Genomic DNA, 16421 nt, shown 5'->3' on the forward strand with positions numbered 1-16421 from the left:
ATTGAGGTATTTCTAACGGTACGTTACAATTCTTGAAAATGAGGCGAATAAATTGATCTATCACTATGTTTACAAGAATCATGTTTGAACGACGCGAACTGCCTTTGATTTGATTACAGAGGGCAAATCGCAGCAGGAATACTTGAATGGCACGTCTGACTCAGGCCGATTTAGCAGATCTCAACGAAGCATTTGAAGAACGAACTCCCGCTGAACTGATCCATTGGGCACAGGAAATGTTTGGCTCGCGTCTGGCAGCTTTATCATCAATGCAGCGTGCAGGGTGTGTTGTCGCGCATATGTTGAGTCAGATGAAAGCGGACATACCGATTCTGTTTGTAGATACTGGTGTTTTATATCAGGAAACATTGGAGACCCGTGATCGACTGATGAAAGAATACAATTTAGATATTGTTACTCTGGAACCAGAAAAAACAATGTCACAACAGACTGAAGAGCTGGGAGTTTTATACCTTTCAGTCGAAGGACAGGAGCAGTGTTGTGATTTGCGGAAGACACAACCTTTAATGCAGGTTGCAGATCAATATGATGCTCTGATTGGAAGTCTACGTCGCGCTGATGGTGGCCAACGCGCGAATGTGCCGATTTTGGCAATCGACCCTGCGATGAACTGCTTGCGTGTGAACATTCTCGCAAGTTTATCCAAGGAAGAGTTTCAGGCCTACCTCGAAGAGAATCAAGTGATTACAAACCCGCTACATCAGCAAGGGTATCCAACCATTGGTTGTAATCGTTGCACAACTCCCGTAATGGAAAGCGAACCGAATCGTGCCGGACGTTGGCGGCACTTGGGACCCTGGTCTCAGTATTGCGGAATCAACCCGACTGATGTCTCGGGGAAACACGCGCCCGCCATCGAATTATCACAGCATTTGGTAGATCGAATTCTGGGGCGCGAAACGGACTTTATGATCTAACGAATTTTACTTAGTTGTGATTCCCCGAGTGAGTTCTTTGTGTAAAGTTTTCGTGGAACTTCCCCAGGCAGGGATAAATCCTGCAGCCTGACTCTTCTGAAAGAATTGTCTGCGATCTGCTTTGGTATCTGTATATCCCAGAGTGAAGACCGATGTGAATCCGTTTTTTTGAATCTGAATCATTTCTCGTTCTTTCCCATCGATCCAGTCGCCAGTGTGAGTATAGGCTGATTCCCATAGTAAACCATCCGGATTATGTGGATGTGATTTACTAAGATACAGCCCTGGAACTAGGATACCAGTTTCCTCACCCACAAAAACAGATTTCCCAATCAGATTCAATCCACGATTTTGCATGATAAACTTATACGGTGACAGGGCTTTGATTTCTCGAATCAGACTGATCATCGCTTTTAGACTTTTGGCTCTACGGGTGATTGGCCATTCCCGGTGATTGATATAAAGATCAGTGGTATCGACTGTATCCAGAAACAGACCATCGATTTTTTGTTGGTAAATCTGGTCGATCTTTTTGAACAGAAACTTTTTCCATATTTCTTGGCTGACATCCATGTGCCAAGATTGGAAGAGCTCATTTTTTCCTGGAGAGATCTTTTCTAAAGAGGTTGGCATATTGTGTTGTTTAAGAAATTGTTCAAAGTTAGCTTTTTCTAACTGTTCCAATTCACCAATACTAATATAGCCAATCACTTTAGCACCCGCTTGGTTTGCAAGATTTACCAGGGTTGCGATTTGCTTTTGATCAAGTCCACGCAGTTCGATGACAACAATTTGCCCTTTATGCATTCGTTTTTTTAACTGCTTCATGATTTTAGGATCGCTTCCGTAGTAGAGCTGAAAACCAGTTGGCACAAAGGCCTTTTCTTCTGCGCTGACAAGTCGAGCAGAAGTGGTGAGAATCAAATTGCACATGATACAAAGAAAAAGAAGTGTAAATAATTTCATGAAGCTGATTCCTGCGGATGTGGTTTGTGTTTACCTTGTTTCCTTTGTTATTCTAAATGATGGAAGAATCGTACATAAGATCTATGTTTTGTTTATTTTCATTTGGAAGACCGGACGTGAATCAGAATCGAACTAAAAAGCAGACTTTTTTTTACACTTTATCCCTATTATGGATTTGCTGTTTTTTTTCAACGAACTGTTTAGCCACAGCAAAGAACCCTCCCAATATTGTTCTGATTGTCAGCGATGATCAAGGGTATAAAGATCTGGGTTGTTTTGGCAGCCAGGAAGTGATCACTCCTCACTTGGATTGTTTAGCCAAAGAAGGAGCCAGACTTACGAATTTCTATGTGACCTGGCCTGCCTGTACTCCTAGTCGAGGTAGTTTATTGACGGGACGTTATCCACAACGGAATGGTATCTATGACATGATTCGAAATGAAGCACCTGACTATGGTCATAAATATAGGCCCGAAGAGTATGAAGTCACTTTCGAGCGAATCGGTGGCATGGATGTACGAGAGAAGTTGCTGCCGCAATTATTGAAAGCCTCCGGTTATGTCAGCGGGATTTATGGTAAATGGGACTTAGGAGTACATAAACGCTTTCTTCCCCTGGCTCGTGGATTTGATGATTTCTATGGGTTCACAAATACTGGCATCGATTATTTCACACATGAACGTTATGGCGTACCCTCAATGTTTAGAAATAATGAGCTTACCGAAGAAGATAAAGGAGAATATTGTACCTATCTCTTTCAGCGCGATGCCGTTCGATTTTTAAAAGAGAACCACCAAAAACCATTCTTTCTTTATTTACCTTTTAATGCACCACATGGAGCATCAAGCCTCGATCCTCGTATTCGTGGTGGTGCCCAGGCACCGGAAAAATATAAAAAAATGTATCCTCATTTGAAAGACAGCCTCGTTACCAAAAAAAAGACGGGACGCTACGAATTTCGTGAGAACTTCAAAGGGCCTGTGATCGCGCAGGGGGTTTCAGCCAGCAAACGACGCCTGGAGTATGCCGCTTCTATCACTTGCATGGATGCGGCCATTGGTGAAGTATTGGATTTGCTTGATAAATACAAAGTCGCAGATAATACCATTGTCGTTTTCTTTTCTGATAATGGAGGTGGGGGAGGATCAGACAATTCACCTCTTAAAGGTAAAAAAGGAATGATGTTCGAAGGGGGCATACGTGTTCCTTGTATTGTGCGATACCCCAAAAAAATTAAAGCGGGAACAGTCAATGAAGGGTTACTCACTTCACTGGAATTAGTACCCACATTCCTTAAGGAAGCAGGTATCGCTTTACCTGAAGAAATTGTCTTTGATGGATACGATATGTTGCCGACGTTGATGGAACAAGGAGAGTCTCCTCGAAAGGAAATGTACTGGCAACGCCGGGCTGATAAAGCAGCGCGGGTAGGAAACTGGAAGTGGGTAGAATCAGCTAAAGGAAATGGTCTGTTTAATCTTTCGCAGGACGTGGGGGAGAAACATGATCTTTCAAAAACACATCCTGAAAAGCTGAAAGAAATGAAAGCTTACTTTGCTAACTGGAAAAAAGAAATGGCCGAGGCGGAACCACGTGGACCGTTTCGTGATTTTTAGTTTCTAACTCCTTTACTTTAAGGATTCACTTTAGTCAGGAGCCTCTGTTTACGAGTTGGTAACTTGACTAATGTGTCAAGTGGCAGATTCTTCTCGACGAGTTCCACTCCGCAAATCAAGGGTTTACCTTTGGTAGCCGTAAAGGCTAAGTTCAACGTGCCAGCAAGGGGAACTTGAGAGAATTCGCGAACATGAATGTGGTGTCCGGCTTGTGTTTCCTGGTAGATATCTAAATCTTTAATCACTGGCTTCCCATTTAGGGAAACGCTGAAGATGCGTTGTTCTTTTGTGGAGAATTCAGGCTCTATAAAATAGAGACGTAATGTATAATTCGAGCCTTTTAATTTTTTCAGGGTGATGCTCTTAACTCCACTGATTCCAGATGCGCCCACCCAGGGCCAGCCGCGCCCACCTTCTACCCAGAGTGAATGCTGATAGAAGGGGGTAACATTCTTCGGTTCTATTGTAAGATCAAGTTCGGGAGAAGGGCCTCCTACACTGGGGGCGTCAAGCCAAAGAGTTCCCCGATCTGTTTTTCGATCGCCGGGAGCACCAAAATTTAAACCCACTCGGCGAATTTCTTTTGCCTCACTTTTGCCCCAGACCATCCATTGTTCATAAGCTTCGGGCATCGAAATTAAAGAAAGACCAACTGGTAATGGATAACTGCAGGTACATCCCTGAAAATAATAAGGTACGTTCAACAATCCGTTGGCAGGAACAATGCTGTTCGTGCAGCCGGAACGGGGGCCGCTGATGTGTATGGTACCACTTTCTACACGCTTGTCATAAAAGGCGGCTGTTCCAGATCGCATGGTATAGAGATAACTATAATCAACACCTCCATCACAGCCATAGCTTTTGGGAAACGCACGCGGTTCTGACTGACCGGTTAAAGGGTTCGTACGTTCGCCAATTACCGGAGGTGCAGGGCTCCAGTCATTTTTCTGGTAAGGCGGTCGGTACTGACTGGGTTGTTTTTGCGTTTGATCCCGTGTTGGCAATTCCTCAACGAGTGTTTTCGCCTGTTTTTCATTGAGGGTTCTACCAGTATAAACATCAGAATATTGAGGTTTAAGTAATTTATAAGGTGGACGAATTCCAGCAGGATAACCTTGCCAGTACTTAGAGTGTGAGATCATCACACCGTCAACAAACATAGGTTGGGGGGCTCGTTTGAAATTTCCGACGCTGTCGTCATACCAGAGCACACCCACAGGTGCTTTCACTAACTCATCTGGACTCGACCAGCCTCCGGTATAATTCGTTGAACCGGGAATCGCACCTGCTTTTTCCATGACCGTGTATCCACTGTGTCGTGAAATTTGTGCCTGGGACAAGTCTCGAAATTCCTCTCTCAATTTAGAATGAGTCTCTTCCGTGCAATTTAACAGGAGACTGCCTCCATAAGGTCTCAGTGTGGGATACAAATTCGTAACCAGTTGTGAAAATGATTCAAAGCCTGAGTGCTGAGGCTCCTGAGCAATGATCAGCTGCGCAAAGTAAGCTGGTAGCTCAAGGTCTGCCAATGGTCCATCGATAAAAGAGATTTCAGAGGCAGTCCAACCTTGGTCATAATAAGAATGACGGTATGTTTTGACCTGATTTTTATCGAAATCTGAAACGAGAATGTGGAGAGATTTGCCTGTCAGCAAGCTGTCTATCAGCTTTGTGTCTGGTACTCCTGCCAGTACAACGTATCCTCCTCCTGCAACAGAATTAGAAATAACTGATGGTAATTGAGGGGTTGTTGCTTGTGGTTGTGTTGTTTTTGATCGTTCCAGAGCAGAAGAGACATACATCTGAGTCGATGTTTTTTCAGGACCTAAGCAATAGATGCTCCCTTCCAGTGTCGTAATCAATAATCGATTAGAAGCGACAAGCATTGAGTGAATGGTTCCTGAGACTCCCGGATATTGCTTTTGATAGGTAAGTTGTTTTTCCCCTGCTTGAATTTGTTGGCGGACCCCACGTTTACCATCCGGCCCATAATTTTGCCCGTTTTCATGTCGCGCGGAATTAACGTCTCGATCAAATAACAGATCTGATTTTGGGGCTTCGGTTTCACCACGCCGCGCCGCCTTACCTGCTGCCGTGAACCAGCCTCCCGGTTTACGACCCGCTTTAGGGAGCTGGAATTCAATGAGCTCTCCGGTTTGTTTATTGAGGCGGGCTGGGAATGCGGTGCCGCAGGGGACGATCAATTCGTCGCCTGTAATGAGCAGGTATCCCTGCGGAGTCACTCCACCAAAGGCTTCTGCTGCATGAGGATGTTGTCCATAAATGTATCCCAGTCGATCATTGATCCAACGGCGCTCCCCAGTCTCTGCATTCAATGCATAAATAAATATGCCTTCAAACGGCCAGACCCCAGCTGCGAAATAAATGGTGTTTTCATCAACCACTGGTCCACCTCGTACAGGCCAGACTGAGATGAGTCTACGATTTCCCAGAATCAGACGGCTGGAAGGAACCGCTTGAAATTTCCACTGTAGCGCGCCAGATTGAGCAGCCAGTGAATAAAGATAGCCATCATCTGAGCCAAATAGGACGGAGTCTTTCCAGGCTACAGGAGCCAGGCGAACAGGACCGTTAGTATAAAATCGCCAGAGTTCTTTGCCTGTTTTGACATCGAGGGCAGTGACTGAATTTGTATCGGATGAACCATAAAAGAGGATTCCATTTTTAACGATGGGTTCATATCCAACATCAAATTGTAGACGGGCATTTTTGAATGCGGGGTGTAGTTGCGGTAATTGATGTACCCACTGGACGTGTAGCGTATCCGGAATCGTTTGCTCTGTTTTTGCAGAACGTTGCGCATTCAAACGCCACATGGGCCAGTCGCTGGCTTGAGTCGGTCCAAGAAGCGTATGAAGAAATAACAGCGTAAAGATCATTTGGTGTGAAAAGATATTTGGCATCAGCCGAACCTTTTTGGAAGGTATGATGATTTCGGTGAGGGGGGAATCGTTCTCTCTACCAAATTAACAAGAGTAGAGACGTCATTCAACTCTTTGATTCAATACTCTTTTCAGCAGAAGTATTATTTGAGTCAGATCGAACAACTTGCTGACTGGCCCAGATGACTGCCAAACAACACAGAATCAGTTCAATGAACCAGAAGAGATGAGGCCAGGGAGCCTTCAGGTTGGCGATGGCAGAAATCCGATGTTTTAAGTAGGATGAGATTTTGAGTAGATCCTTTTCTCTTTTTCTCCGTTCCGTTTTTGCTTCTTGAATCTGTTTTAACACCTGCTCATAGTCTTTTCGTGCTTTAGGATCTTCCGGTGGTTCACTGGTTGCAATCACGCGGTCGATTGCAAACGATGTTTGATCAGCTTTGAACCGTTTTAGCGTCATTTCTCGATAGCGTTGGTGAGATAAGTACAGAACGAGTGATTGACCCAAAATGGTCAAACAAACAATGACCAGAATCAATTTCTTCTTAACAGAGAGTCCAAACTTGATCGCCAAGGTCGTTAAAACACCACCTGAAATTAATCCATAGACTACAGCATAGACGAGTAGGAGTTTGAGACGTTCAGGGAGATGGACTGCCAACAGAGAAAGGGCCGTTATCAGTACCGTTGCGATGATCAACCATTGAATAAAGCTGGCTTTTTGATTCGGCTGTTGTTGAGGTTCTGCAGACTGATCCGTCATAGTTTCGACTTCATAGGGAGAAATGCGCAGTGGATAAACCACAGGCGGATTGAACACGTTCCAGGACTTCCTTGCCTTTTTCTCTGGCGGTTTTCGCTCCTTCACTGAGAATGTCATTCACTGTGTCGATGTCTCCTGAAAGTTGTTCTCGCCTTTCTCTTGCTTCCCCAAAGTATTCGAGAGCCGCTTCATGAACCGCCTGTTTGGCGTCGCCATAACCCATGCCTCCCGCACGATAGTGGGCTGCCAGCTCTGCCTGTTGACTCTCATTTGCGAACAATTTATAGAGAGCGAATACCGAACAGCTATCTGGGTCTTTGGGGTCTTCCAGAGTTGCAGAGTCTGTTTTGATGGACATCACTTTTTTACGTTGTTTTTTAGGGGGCTCAAAAATTTCAATGACATTGCGATAACTTTTTGACATTTTTTCGCCATCGATACCTGGTACTTTTGCTGAAGAATCCAGTACTCTTGATTCTGGAATGGTGATTGTTTCACGAAACAGAGTGTTAAACCTTTGTGCCAGATCTCGTGTCACTTCGACATGTTGGATTTGATCCTGGCCTACGGGAACTAGATCGCTGTCGTACAGTAAAATATCTGCTGCCATTAAAACTGGATACGTAAATAACCCTGCATCAGCGGCAATGCCTTTCGCTTTTTTATCTTTGTAAGCATGACATTTTTCCAAAAGGCTCATTTGAGTGATCGTCATTAAAATCCATGTCAAACTGGTGACCTCGGGAATATCTGATTGTCGAAACAGTGTGGCCCGTTTGGGGTCCAGACCCAGGGCAAGCAGATCGATGGCAGCTTCCTGTGTGTTCTGTCGGAGCTGATCCGCATCTCGAATTGTGGTTAATGCATGTAAATCTGCGATGAAATAAAAGGCCTGATCATTGTCTTGCAGATCAATGTATTGCTTGATCGCTCCGAAATAATTCCCCCAATGAAAGCGGCCTGTTGGCTGAATTCCCGATAACACACGCATGAGTCAGTTCTCTTTTTCGCTATATAATCAATTGTTGATTAAAACTGGGTTACTGTAAGAGTAAAACAATTGGCAAGTTGGTTATCTTTCAGGATACACGAGAGATCCTACAAGTTCACTCACTTGTGTGCATTTTTCCTCAAGGACAACTTGTTTCAGTTCTCCAACCAATTGTGTTGCCAGACCTGGGTTATAAAAATTGGCTGTACCAATTTGAACAGCGGAGGCACCTGCGACGATGAATTCCATGACATCGTCAATGTTGGCAATGCCCCCGACACCGATGATCGGAATGTCTAATGCACGGGAAACCTGACAGACAATTCTTAGTGCGACTGGCTTAATGGCCGGACCGCTGAGGCCACCAAACACGCCTCCCAAAATGGGCTTTTTCTGACGCCAGTCGATCGCCGTTCCTTGAACCGTATTGATCAGAGAGACAGCATCAGCACCTCCTGAGGCGGCTGCCTGCGCAATTTCAACGACACTGGTTACATTAGGAGTCAATTTCGCAATGATGGGCAGCTGACAGCTCTCAGTGACCTGTTTGAGCATTTTCTCTGTCAAATCTGGTTGTGTGCCAAAATCAACGCCCCCACTGACATTCGGGCAAGAGATATTTAATTCCAATGCTGCAATCTGATCTTGAAAGGAATTAAGTCGTGCAGCCATCACTGCCATCTCATCAATGGTGCGGCCTGCTATGTTGACGATTAACGAGGTATCGAGCGAGGCGAGATAGTTGAGATGTTTTTCCAGAAACAGATCGATTCCATCGTTATCTAAACCAATCGAATTTAATAGTCCTGCACTCGTTTCAATGGTCCGTGGCGGAGGGTTTCCAATTCGTGGTTCTGTCGTAATTGTCTTGGGAATAATTCCACCGAGTTGGGAGAAGTCGAGGAATGGTTCCATTTCTCGAGCATAGCCAAATGTACCCGATGCGACCAGAATAGGATTTTTCAGATGCAGGCGGTTCAGAGTAACTGATAATAGATCCGTTTGGGTAGGGGCGTTCATCGGAGTCTCATCCGGTGCAGCCAGAGGCTACATGATCGTTCCTTTTAAGTTGATTACGGGATAAGTGCCCTGCAAACCGCCAAGTACTAAGGCTAGTTATCAAATCATTGCACTGCGTTATTAGACTGTGAAGGGATCGTTAAAGACCCACAGAAGGCTATCTTAGCGTGCTTAGATAGTGAGAGCCAGTAAGTGCGCTACTGAAAACATAAACCTTAAACGCACAAAAGCTGCCAAAAAAAATTTTTTGGCAGCTCAGAACAATTTACTATTGCGATTTTCAATTTCGTAGGCGAAATCATTGAATGATCGAAAAGCCATGTACGCTATGACAAACTTAGCTTAAATCACTCCACCATGTGTTCGATATGGTGTGGCTACATCAGGCATATCCAGCCCCCAGATTCGTTCCCAGATTTTGGGGATGTGCCGCATACTTTCTGATTGAAAGATTAATTGGCGAGCACGATCATCTCTGGATGAAGAGTAGATAGGAACTACACATCCGACCTGAGTGAAGGACATTGCAACTAACATGCTGGCCAATAGAAACTTACGCATTTTTTTCTCCATGATATGGTTGTTCCATATATGCTGGTGTGAATCCCAGGCAGAGATCCCTTAATTCAAACCATTGAATAGAAGGCATCAAACCAATATCGAAGGTGTTAAAGTGCTGAAATGTAATTAAGGAGGAGTTTGAAGAGGTGGGATTATAAATGCCACATTTAATCTTCTCTAGGTCGTTTTATCGACAATCAGGCCAGGAGACTTTGGTAAAAAATGCGGATTATTCCAATTATTGTGGTGAATCTACTTATCAGGGCTATTTAACAGGATTTACGGACAAAAAACGGCGAGATTACGGTCCATTTGTTAATTATATTGAGAGAGTTTTCTGTAATTGACAACTCATAAAAAAACCGGTCTGTCTTCGTACATTCAAAACAGACCGGTCATGAGAAAGTTCATACCAGTTCTTTCAACATTAAACTCTTTAGGAAACAGACTTAAGGAGTATGTTGAGTTCCCGACGCATAAGAACCGTTATTGTAGGTACCTACTTGTGGAGAACCTGGAGACTGTTGAGCCGCCGGTGGTGATTGTTGCGGTTGAGATGTCGCCGCAGGATTTCCCACCTGAGGTTGTGAAGCAGCGGCTTTCAGTCTGGCTGCTTCTTCTTCCAGATCACGTACTCGTTTTTCCATTTCCTTTCCAGGTTTAAACGTTACGACATATTTCTCTTCTACGTCGACACGTTCTCCTGTCCGTGGATTTCTTGCCTTACGCGCAGCCCGCTTTTTGACTTCAAATACGCCAAAATTGCGGAGTTCAATGCGCTTGTCGGTCACAAGTGTGTCGACAATGGCGTCAAACGTTTTTTGCACAATCTCTTTGGTTTTGAGTTGCGTCAGACCAATCTCTTCCGAAATCACTTTGACAATCTCTTTTTTCGTCACGACTGGGTTCTCCCAATTCTGAGAAGCCGTCGGACAGCTACGCCCTTCCATTGGGCAATTCAGAGCCGTCTCAACTGTAATGGGTTACACGACTTAGTGTCACGATAGATTATTTCCCACAATTGAACAGTAAGTCAAGACCGATCTTTGGCTGGCAACAACAATCAGAGGGTTCTTAGACAGTTTTTCACTAGTGGAAAGTAATTTTTGTTATTCCCAGTCTGAGATGCTCTACATCATTTAAAATAAAAACGAATTCTTGTAAGTCATTTTAAATAAAGGGAATAAGAGAATAATTTTCTATGAACAAAAGATCTATAAGTAAATGATTGCACCTTCGTTTACACTGAAATCGGCTCATAAAGATTTTTTTTACAAACTTCAAACGAAATTGGTAAAAAGGGATGTGGAGAGCCACTTTAGTACGATTTCAGCGTTACAAAGTCTTTAAAGATAGATACTTAATTAACGGAAATTATTTGTCGTTCAATTGTGACTCAAGGTGAATTAACTTATTCGACAGTCCGTAACGTGTTTTCAGAACATGATGAAATCTGATTTGACTCAAGCAGACGTAAGCAAAAGATTAGCTTCATCTGAGATTCATGAGTGAAAAATAATTCAAAGTTCATAAGTCACTTTGTGCTGCAAGTTTTTGAATTTCATCAAAGCTTACGAAAGCTCCTTTTCCTGCACCAGGGCATTCTGGTGTAAGTGATTTCCAGCTCGCTTCACTTTCAAGATTTGATTTCCAGAAAGGCCAGGTGCGACATTGTGTGGGACGTGCTTCATAAACAGTACAGCATCTCTTTTCTGGATCAAAGAATGTACAATCGCCATTCGCATATTCTGTTAATGATCGCCTCCCTGCGTAAAGTCGTGTGTGCATTAACAATACTTCGCCTTTGGATTTGCCCGTTAGTTCTGCAATGGCTTCAATTTCTGAGTCTTCTACCCAAACAACTCCGGGGGCACCGGTGCAACAATTACCACATTGCGTACATGTAAAATTCAAACCTTCTCGATACCAGGGAGTTTGTTCAGAATTCTGATCACTCATTTTCCAATTCGCTTTTCTGTGTTGTGTGAAACTGTGGTTTTAAATCTCTTTTTGTAAGTTACTCGTGGGTATATGTCAAATATTAGCAAAGAAACAAAGATCGGTGGAATGATTCTCTGTGGTGGTGAAAGTTCCCGCATGGATTATCCCAAAGCATGGCTTCCTATGGGAAATGAGTTGATGTTACAAAGAGTGGTCAGGGTCGTTTCTGATACTGTCTCGCCAGTAATTGTTGTTGCCTCGCAGAAACAGAAATTACCTGAGTTGCCAGAATCGGTCACTGTTATTTTTGATAAAGAAACCGGAGCAGGCCCCCTACCTGCGATTGCACACGGATTAGATACATTGAAAGATCGGTGTGATGCTGCTTTTGTATCAGGTTGTGATACACCGTTGATTGATGTTAAGTTCATCACAAAGATCATTTCTGCCTTGGGTGAGAATCAACTGGTTATGGTTCAGGAAGGGAAATGGTATCATCCGCTGGCTGCCGTTTATCGGACATCATTGATTGAGCAGATCTATCATTTATTGAACTCAAACCAGCGACGGCCCATCGATTTGGCTGAGAGCGCGAAAGCATGTTTTCTCAAAGCAGATGTGCTGCGCGAAATTGATCCTGAGCTTCGAGGATTACAGAATATTAATACACGAGAGCAGTACTTCGAACTTCTAAGGGAAACTGGATTAGATAACTCAACGAAAATACCCTTTTAGGTTAGATCATTTGGCGGGTCATCAGAATTAAACTAATCGATTATTGAGGGTAGGAACCACGGTTAGCACGAATGACTGCCATCTCCCAGCGTGCCACGTCCTCCGGAGTCAACTCATACAAGTTGATCGAATAGCCCAGCCGTGCTTTGGGTTCGAAAAACCGAAAATACCCCAACATATCAAGGCCAATATTATGACGGCTGCCATCTGGTTTTCTGGCAGAGTAGGGCCGTCCCTGTATGAGACTTGCGCTAATGGCATAAAGCCCGGGGGCTGGTCGTAATTCAGGAGGTAAATGATAATTGATATCCTGAGATGATGGGGGAATCGTTCCAAAATAGGCCACCCCAATGTCATCTAGCGCATTGTTATCAACATATTGTTTCAGAAGGTATAGATCTTGTCCCCAATCGAGGTTGGAATCGATTAAGTGTTGGGCACCATTTTCAGGGCTCCCTGATAGTTCATTAAAATAGGCCAAGTGATCGGGGGCATAGCGCAGTGATAATGGTAATGGGACGACTGCGACTATTACCAGGTAAGAATATAGTTTGTGCTTATGAAAATCCAAATGCTTGGCCAATGGACAAATAAAGAGAAATAGAAACGGGAAAACGGGAAGGATGTAACGTAAGCCCAGTTGATTTTTAGAAAAACTGGCGATGAGTATCAATAAAATCACAGGTGCGAACAGCGTTCCGAGAGTTTTGAGAGACATATCGTCGTTATGGTTTCGTTGTTTGAACCATAGAAAAATGGCCAATAACAGCAAGAACTGAACGGCATGTGGCAGCTTGTATAATAAGGCGCAGATGTAGTAGCTATGAAAACCGTCGAGTTTCCATTCTGTATTCAGATAGGTCGGATGTGATTGCTGCATAATAAAACGCTGCAGATCAAAGCCCATTAAGTAATCCCGAGGCAACAGCAAAGGTATCGTTTGAATGAACGGAGGGAGCTGATTTAACGTTTTTAATTCTGAACTCTGAAATTGGTAAGCACTAATTTGCTGGGATGTCCCTTGAAACAAATAGCCGGCGTTTAAAATGAACCAACTGGTTAATATCAATCCTCCCCATTTTGCGAGAATGCTTCTCTTAGAGAGATTGTTTTCTAATGTCTTATTTTTGTACCTGAGGATAAACCATTGAAGAATTAATATGAGGGGTAAGAGAATGGCCGTAAATTTCGTGATTTGTGCCAAACCAAGAACGGCACCCGTTATGAGCGCCCACTTCCAGGAGACGTTCAATGCAAATTTCCAGCCACAATAAACGGTTGCCAGAAAGAATCCCGTGATTGCCAGATCCTGAGTTCCCAACGTGGCATTAGCTAGAACGTTAGGACTCATCGACCACAGAAACACAGCCAGGTAAGCTGCTGAGGGACTATAGAGTTCGCGCGCCCAGATCGCTAATAATACACCTGTCGCGACCGATAATAACAGAATCATGCACCGGCCAAGAAAGTAGTACTGTTGATAATTCTGTGGGTTTGTTTCGAGAAACGCATCACCGTAATCAGCAGGGTCGGAGGAATAAGGAGGCTGGCCACTTTCAGCAGAGGTGAATAAGAGAGGTATCGCCGACCAAGTGCGAATGAATGGGGGATTCAAGCGATCATAGTCAAATTTCCCTGTTTCCCATGAAAGGAATCCGACCGGTAGATGCCAGTACTCATCGTGAGTGACAGTTAATTTATGAGCAGTAAACAGTCCCAGACCGAATTGAATCAATAGCATTGACCCGATGATAGACCAGAATCCTTTACTGGTTTGTAATTGATCCTTCAAATTTGGCATATCAGTCCAGACTTCAGCGCGAAAAAGGTGGGGCTTATTTTAAAATCTCCTTTTGATAATAGCTTGATCGCGAATTACAAGAAAGAGATTCTACTATGGAAGAGTTCAGTCAAGCCGAAAAGGCTGCTTCGCACAAACGAAGATTGTTATTGCTGATCCAACCACGTTTTGAGGTCGCGTTTGATTTCCCGCATAATAATTTTTTGTTCGGGAATTGCTTGATAAAAATGTAGTTCTGCCAATTCATATTCGTTGAGATTGAGATTCTCAGCTGCAATTTCCAGGATTTGATCCGACATTTTTTGAAGGCGATCTTCATTTTGGTCGGGGTTAAAAGAAACCGCCATAGTGATACGTAACGTAGCAGGATTTTCTTGTTTTCCCTTGAGCCGTCCACCCTCGACACGCGGTTTTGAGTTGGGAAATTTTAGATCCAGCGCTTTTTGAGTCCCTGCAAATTTGAACGAGTTCACAGCCTGAAAAACATACAACGATCCTGACATCAACAGTCCGAAAATCAAGAGGCTGAAGACGATTGTCCTGCCTTTGACCAGTCTAGGTTGTGATTCAGGATCGTGATATGTCATTTCTGACTCATATTGGTAAATGTAAAACGCTCAATTTTACTGCTTAGCTGCCGCCTTATTGATTGCTTGTAAATAAGCTTTGGCACTCGATTCGATGATGTCTGTGCTCACACCGCGGCCTGTATACAGCTTTCCGTTAATCAGAACTTCCACTCGAACTTCACCTTGCGCGTCTTTTCCGCTGGAAACGCTACCCACATGGTATTGTTCCAATACACCTGAGATTCCTGAAATTCGTTCGAGAGCACGGAAAACAGCATCAACGGGGCCATCACCGGTTGCGGCATCACAGTGGATCTTTTCATTCTCATCGCTCAGTTCTATTGTCGCAGTAGCGATTGTGCCTGTTCCTGCAGAAGTGTGAAACCGCGCGATTTTCCATTTTTCAGGCGTATCAGTTACCTGGTTCTCAATCAAGGCAATGATGTCGGAATCATAGATCTCTTTTTTCTTGTCAGCCAGCGCGATAAATTCATCAAAGATTCGCTGGAATGTTTCATCATCGAGGTTGTGTCCTAATGACTGGATACGGTCACGAAATGCATGTCGTCCGCTGTGTTTCCCCAGCACAAGGTTAGTACCGATGTAGCCGACATCTTCCGGATGCATGATTTCGTAAGTCGTGCGTTCCTGCAACACCCCATGCTGGTGAATGCCAGCTTCATGGGCAAATGCGTTCTTCCCCACAATCGCCTTATTGCGTTGCACGGTCATGCCAGTCACGGTCGAAACGAGGTGGCTAATCGGATACAAACGCTTTGTATTAATATTCGTATGTAAACCGTAGTAATCAGACCGTGTCTTTAAAGCCATAACGACTTCTTCCAGAGCACAGTTTCCTGCGCGCTCTCCGAGACCGTTGACGGTGCACTCAATCTGTCTTGCTCCAGCTTCGACAGCTGACAAGCTGTTGGCAACAGCCAATCCAAGATCATTATGACAGTGCGTACTGATGATCGCTTTATTAATATTGGGGACGTTTTGCTTGAGCGTTGTGATTACCCCATGGTAGTGTGCAGGGGTCGCATAGCCGACCGTGTCAGGAATATTGACAGTGGTGGCGCCAGCTTCAATTGCCTTTTCAACAACTTCACAGAGGAAGTCTTTTTCAGTGCGGGCGGCATCTTCCGGCGAGAATTCGACATCAGCACAATAAGCGCGGGCCCGCTTAACCATTTCCACGGCCGTTTCCACGATTTGTTCCTTATTCATTTTTAATTTATGCTCACGATGGATTGAGCTAGTCGCCAGAAAAACATGGATCCGTGATTTTTCGGCTTCTTTCAACGATTCCCAGGCACGATCAATGTCATCTTTGCGGCAGCGTGCCAAGGCGCAGATTGTTGTCTGGCTGCCAAATTCCTGGGCGATTTTTTGAACCGCTTCGAAATCGCCTGGAGAGGCAATCGGAAAGCCTGCTTCAATGATATCGACACCCAGCTCCACAAGTTCCCCGGCTACTTTCATCTTTTCAGAGGTTGTCATGCTGCAACCAGGGGACTGTTCACCATCTCGCAAGGTGGTGTCGAAAATCATAACGGTGTCATCGGACATTGGTTTGCTCCATTATTTAGTTCCACTCCCGGTCAGGGAGCTAAT

Annotated in this window: 14 protein-coding genes; 3 read left to right on the top strand and 11 right to left on the bottom strand. The window is 44.2% G+C overall.

Going from position 1 to position 16421, the window contains the following annotated elements:
- Window positions 1-146: 146 nt before the first annotated feature.
- Window positions 147-938 carry a phosphoadenylyl-sulfate reductase gene (locus V144x_RS09865; RefSeq protein WP_144984968.1) on the top strand — a complete coding sequence of 264 codons (792 nt, stop codon included), beginning with the start codon at window positions 147-149 and terminating at the stop codon, window positions 936-938.
- A 6-nt stretch (window positions 939-944) separates the two neighbouring features.
- Here V144x_RS09865 and V144x_RS09870 read toward each other — a convergent pair whose 3' ends face one another.
- Entirely contained in the window at window positions 945-1904 is a 960-nt protein-coding gene (locus tag V144x_RS09870) for an endo alpha-1,4 polygalactosaminidase (protein WP_144984971.1), read from the bottom strand.
- A gap of 116 nt (window positions 1905-2020) precedes the next feature.
- Between V144x_RS09870 and V144x_RS09875 the strand changes: the two genes are divergently transcribed.
- Complete coding sequence (locus V144x_RS09875; protein WP_232102775.1) at window positions 2021-3520, top strand: sulfatase family protein; 1500 nt, start codon at window positions 2021-2023, stop codon at window positions 3518-3520.
- A 17-nt stretch (window positions 3521-3537) separates the two neighbouring features.
- On the opposite strand, the gene V144x_RS09880 is transcribed toward V144x_RS09875, so the two are convergent.
- From V144x_RS09880 to V144x_RS09910, 7 genes are all read right to left on the bottom strand, one after another.
- Window positions 3538-6444 carry an outer membrane protein assembly factor BamB family protein gene (locus V144x_RS09880; RefSeq protein ID WP_144984977.1) on the bottom strand — a complete coding sequence of 969 codons (2907 nt, stop codon included), beginning with the start codon at window positions 6442-6444 and terminating at the stop codon, window positions 3538-3540.
- An 85-nt stretch (window positions 6445-6529) separates the two neighbouring features.
- Window positions 6530-7243 carry an MFS transporter gene (locus V144x_RS09885; RefSeq protein ID WP_144984981.1) on the bottom strand — a complete coding sequence of 238 codons (714 nt, stop codon included), beginning with the start codon at window positions 7241-7243 and terminating at the stop codon, window positions 6530-6532.
- Window positions 7197-8177 (bottom strand): tryptophan--tRNA ligase, encoded by a 981-nt coding sequence (gene trpS, locus V144x_RS09890; RefSeq protein ID WP_144984984.1) that lies wholly within the window; start codon window positions 8175-8177, stop codon window positions 7197-7199. The genes V144x_RS09885 and trpS overlap by 47 nt, the downstream gene beginning before the upstream one ends.
- An 81-nt stretch (window positions 8178-8258) precedes the next feature.
- Window positions 8259-9197: a dihydroorotate dehydrogenase gene (locus tag V144x_RS09895; RefSeq protein WP_144984987.1), complete on the bottom strand. Its 939-nt coding sequence runs from the start codon at window positions 9195-9197 to the stop codon at window positions 8259-8261.
- Between the two features lie 342 nt (window positions 9198-9539).
- On the bottom strand, window positions 9540-9758 hold the full coding sequence (locus V144x_RS09900; protein ID WP_144984989.1) for a hypothetical protein: 219 nt from the start codon (window positions 9756-9758) through the stop codon (window positions 9540-9542).
- A 449-nt stretch (window positions 9759-10207) separates the two neighbouring features.
- Window positions 10208-10657: an HU family DNA-binding protein gene (locus V144x_RS09905; RefSeq protein ID WP_144984992.1), complete on the bottom strand. Its 450-nt coding sequence runs from the start codon at window positions 10655-10657 to the stop codon at window positions 10208-10210.
- Window positions 10658-11285: 628 nt separating this feature from the next.
- Window positions 11286-11717, bottom strand: coding sequence for a YkgJ family cysteine cluster protein (locus V144x_RS09910; protein ID WP_144984995.1), 432 nt, complete (start codon window positions 11715-11717; stop codon window positions 11286-11288).
- 72 nt (window positions 11718-11789) lie between these two features.
- Here V144x_RS09910 and mobA point away from each other — a divergent pair, with 72 nt between their 5' ends.
- On the top strand, window positions 11790-12434 hold the full coding sequence (gene mobA, locus V144x_RS09915; RefSeq protein ID WP_144984998.1) for a molybdenum cofactor guanylyltransferase: 645 nt from the start codon (window positions 11790-11792) through the stop codon (window positions 12432-12434).
- Between the two features lie 40 nt (window positions 12435-12474).
- Here the strand turns inward: mobA and V144x_RS09920 are convergent, their stop codons facing one another.
- The 3 genes from V144x_RS09920 to V144x_RS09930 form a co-directional block, all read right to left on the bottom strand.
- Window positions 12475-14235 carry an ArnT family glycosyltransferase gene (locus V144x_RS09920; RefSeq protein ID WP_144985002.1) on the bottom strand — a complete coding sequence of 587 codons (1761 nt, stop codon included), beginning with the start codon at window positions 14233-14235 and terminating at the stop codon, window positions 12475-12477.
- Window positions 14236-14381: 146 nt separating this feature from the next.
- Window positions 14382-14822 (bottom strand): hypothetical protein, encoded by a 441-nt coding sequence (locus tag V144x_RS09925; RefSeq protein WP_144985005.1) that lies wholly within the window; start codon window positions 14820-14822, stop codon window positions 14382-14384.
- 36 nt (window positions 14823-14858) lie between these two features.
- Entirely contained in the window at window positions 14859-16376 is a 1518-nt protein-coding gene (locus V144x_RS09930) for a 2-isopropylmalate synthase (RefSeq protein WP_144985008.1), read from the bottom strand.
- Window positions 16377-16421 lie beyond the last annotated feature (45 nt).

Origin of the sequence: Gimesia aquarii, from assembly GCF_007748195.1 — a bacterium.
GTDB lineage: Bacteria > Planctomycetota > Planctomycetia > Planctomycetales > Planctomycetaceae > Gimesia > Gimesia aquarii.